This is a genomic window from Frankia sp. AgKG'84/4 (genome assembly GCF_023242965.2).
Taxonomy (GTDB): domain Bacteria; phylum Actinomycetota; class Actinomycetes; order Frankiales; family Frankiaceae; genus Frankia.
Genome location: NZ_JALKFU020000502.1, coordinates 1 through 4,032 on the forward strand (window position 1 = coordinate 1; position 4,032 = coordinate 4,032).

General features: G+C 68.4%; 2 protein-coding genes. Both read left to right on the top strand.

What is annotated here, in order from left to right; genetic code table 11:
• Positions 1-571 precede the first annotated feature (571 nt).
• On the top strand, positions 572-2,455 hold the full coding sequence (locus tag MXD58_RS22105; RefSeq protein ID WP_248838677.1) for a 2-oxoacid:acceptor oxidoreductase subunit alpha: 1,884 nt from the start codon (positions 572-574) through the stop codon (positions 2,453-2,455).
• Entirely contained in the window at positions 2,452-3,513 is a 1,062-nt protein-coding gene (locus tag MXD58_RS22110; RefSeq protein WP_248838676.1) for a 2-oxoacid:ferredoxin oxidoreductase subunit beta, read from the top strand. Before MXD58_RS22105 ends, MXD58_RS22110 begins: the two co-directional genes overlap by 4 nt.
• The last annotated feature ends 519 nt before the right edge of the window (positions 3,514-4,032 follow it).

Here is a 4,032-nt window from a genome sequence, read left to right on the forward strand (position 1 = left end):
GCGCCCGATCGCCGGGACCGCCGCGGCCGGCAGCGGGTCCAGGCACCGGCGGGTGAGGTGGGTTCATGACCCGATGGTGGCGGCCGCAGGCACCCTCGTGCCGGGCGTCGGCCTGCCGACACCACCCGTCGGGAGCCCCTGTGCCGATACTCTCGGGTCAGCGGCTCCTCCAGCACGGTGGCAACAGAGGACGGTGAGTCGCACACGTTGAGTGATGACAAGAGCTGCGGGAGTGTCCGCTCCCGGAGGAACCACGCCGCCGGATCCTCTCGGTCGGTTTTTAGGGCAAACGCCTGATTCCAGGCGAGGTGATCCGCGCACCAGATGATCCGGCGCGCGTCGATCCTCCCCGGCGACATAGGTCACATCCGGACGAAGGAAGTCTGGCTGACATCAGGCGGAAATACATACATACGGTAATCGGTCAATCACGCATGGGCAGAGAAGCCCCAGATCACGAATTCGGGTTCGATCGGCATGTCGCATCGGGGGATCGGCCAAGCCGGCACGCCGCACACACCTCATTGCTACAGCCGGTAGGCTGGTGTGGTACCCGAGGAGGTTACTGAAGGTGTCTGAGCAGGTCAGGGAGAGGGAGACCCGCCGACTCGACAGAGTCGTCGTGCGCTTTGCGGGCGACTCCGGCGACGGTATGCAACTTACCGGAGAACAGTTCACCAGCGAGACGGCCACGTTTGGTAACGACCTGTCGACGCTTCCGGACTTCCCCGCGGAAATCCGCGCGCCAGCGGGCACGCCCGCCGGCGTATCCGGATTCCAGCTACATTTCTCCGATCACGACATTCTCACCCCCGGCGATGCGCCGGACGTCCTCGTCGCGATGAATCCGGCCGCTCTGAAGGCGAATCTCAAGGATCTGCCTCCCGGCGCGAACCTCATCGTCAACACGGATTCCTTCACCAGCGGGAACCTGAAGAAGGCCGGTTACGCCACCGACCCGCTCTCCGATGGCACGGTCGACCCCTTCGTCGTGCACCGGGTGCCGCTGACCTCGATGACCATCAACGCCGTGCACGCCACGGACGGCGGCGGCGGGGTCAACAAGAAGGAAGCCGAGCGGGCGAAGAACATGTTCGCCCTCGGCCTCATGTGCTGGCTCTACCATCGGCCCACCGAGGGCACGGTCAGCTTCCTGGAGAAGAAGTTCGGGAAGCGGCCGGAGATCGCGGCGGCCAACATCGCGGCCTTCCGCGCCGGGTTCAACTACGGCGAGACGACCGAGTCGTTCACCGTCACCTACGAGGTGGCGCCGGCCCGGATGAAGACCGGGACCTACCGCCGCATCAGCGGCAACCTCGCCCTGTCCTACGGCCTCATCGCCGCGGGCGAGCTGACGGGGCTGCAGGTCTACCTCGGTTCGTACCCGATCACCCCGGCCTCCGACATCCTGCACGAGCTGAGCAAGCACAAGCAGTTCGGCGTGCGGACCTTCCAGGCCGAGGACGAGATCGCCGGCATCGGCGCGGCGCTGGGTGCCTCCTTCGGCGGCTCGCTGGGCGTCACCACCACCTCCGGGCCGGGCGTCGCGCTCAAGAGCGAGACCATCGGCCTCGCGGTCAGCCTGGAACTGCCGCTGGTCATCGTCGACATCCAGCGTGGCGGTCCGTCCACCGGGCTGCCGACCAAGACCGAGCAGTCCGACCTGCTGCAGGCCATGTTCGGCCGCAACGGCGAGGCTCCGGTGCCGATCGTGGCACCCCGCTCCCCCGGCGACTGCTTCAACGCCGCCGTCGAGGCCGCCCGCCTCGCGACGAAGTACCGCACCCCGGTCTTCCTGCTCTCCGACGGCTACCTGGCCAACGGCTCGGAGCCGTGGCTGCTGCCGACCCGTGCGGAACTGCCGGACCTGACCGTCTCCTTCGCCACGGAGCCGAACCACACCGGGCCGAAGGGGCCGGAGTTCTGGCCCTACCTGCGCGACCCGGAGACCCTCGCCCGGCCGTGGGCGATCCCGGGTACCGCCGGGCTGGAGCACCGCATCGGCGGCATCGAGAAGTCCGACGGGCAGGGGAACATCTCCTACGACCCGGCGAACCACGACCGGATGGTGCGGCTGCGGGCGGCCAAGGTCGCCGGCATCGCGAACGACATCCCGTCGCTGGAGATCGAGGACCCCTCCGGCGAGGCGCGCGTGCTCGTGCTTGGCTGGGGCTCCACCTACGGCCCGATCGCGGCCGGTTGCCGGCGGGTCCGGGCGAAGGGCCTCAAGGTCGCCCAGGCGCACCTGCGTCACCTCAACCCCTTCCCGGCCAACACCGGGGAGATCCTGCGTTCGTACGACAGGGTCGTCATCCCCGAGATGAACCTCGGCCAGCTGCGGATGCTCATCCGGGCCGAGTACCTCGTCGACGCGATCGGCTACAACCAGGTCCGCGGACTGCCGTTCAAGGCTGCAGAACTGGCTGGTGTCTTGGAGGACGTGATCAACCAGTGACCGTCACGACGAATCGTTCCGGGATCAGCAACCGGCTGCTCGACCTGGTGCCGGCGGCGCCGGCCCAGCAGAACCGCAAGGAGTTCACCTCCGACCAGGAGGTGCGCTGGTGCCCGGGTTGCGGTGACTACGCCATCCTCGCCACCGTGCAGGGCTTCCTGCCCGAGCTCGGCGTGGCGCGGGAGAACATCGTCTTCGTCTCCGGGATCGGCTGCTCCTCGCGGTTCCCGTACTACCTGCAGACCTATGGGATGCACTCCATCCACGGGCGGGCGCCGACGATCGCCACCGGTCTCGCCACCTCGCGCCCGGACCTGTCGGTCTGGGTCGTCACCGGCGACGGCGACGCGCTGTCCATCGGCGGCAACCACCTGCTGCACGCGCTGCGCCGCAACGTCAACGTCAAGATCCTGATGTTCAACAACCGGATCTACGGCCTGACGAAGGGGCAGTACTCGCCCACCTCCGAGGTCGGCAAGATCACCAAGTCGACGCCGTTCGGGTCGCTGGACCGGCCGTACAACCCGGTCTCGCTGGCGATCGGTGCGGAGGCCACCTTCGTCGGCCGTTCGATCGACTCCGACCGGGCACACCTCACCTCGGTGCTGCGTGCCGCGGCGGAGCACCCGGGCACCGCCTTCGTGGAGATCTTCCAGAACTGCAACATCTTCAACGACGGCGCGTTCGAGCCGCTCAAGGACCGGAGCACCAAGGACGACGCGACGCTGCGCCTGGCGCACGGCGAGCCGCTCGTCTTCGGCGCCGAGGGCGACAAGGGCATCCGGCGGGCGGCCGACGGCAGCCTCGAGGTCGTGTCCGCCGACGATCCCGACGTACTCGTGCACGACACCGCGGCGACGGACCCGAGCCAGGCGTTCGCGCTGTCCCGCATCACCGGGGACGCCCATGGGGTCACCCCCATCGGGATCTTCCGCAACGTCGACGTCCCGACCTACGACGAGGCGTTCAACAAGCAGGTCAGCGACGCCAAGGCGCGCCAGGGCGAGGGCGATCTGATGTCCCTCATCTCCGGCGGGGAGACCTGGACCATCGACTGACCCCTGGGCCAGCGACTGATCCGGTCCTGAGCCCGGCACGGGCACCGGCGAGGCCGGGGTGGCACCTCCACGGTGCTGCCCCGGCCTCGTTCGTCGTGCGGCGCCGACGAAACGTGCGCTGATAAGGGTTCGCTAATTCAATAAGTTAGCGAACATATGTCTGGTATTGGCTGGTCTGTTGTGCGTCGGGTAAGGTGATGGCGCGCGTGGGGGTGCCGTGCGGCCCGGGGGGGCTCACCACACCAGTGCAGCCGGAGGCGCAGTGCAGGGTCATCGAACCCTCAGTCCGCGGCCCGCGGCCCAGCCGCGATCGTCGACGGGCAGTGTCCATGCCGTCCATGCCAAGACGGTCCGTTTCTCCCTACCTCCGTCGCAGGATGATCGCCGGCTGATCCGCCCCGCCACGCCCACGTCCGCCGGAGGTCACTGTGGGTAGCCATTCCGCCGGTCGGCATTCTCGCCAGGGCTCGGCCCCGCGGCGCGGCGCCGCCGACCGCGACGCCGGCCGCCAAGCCCCGC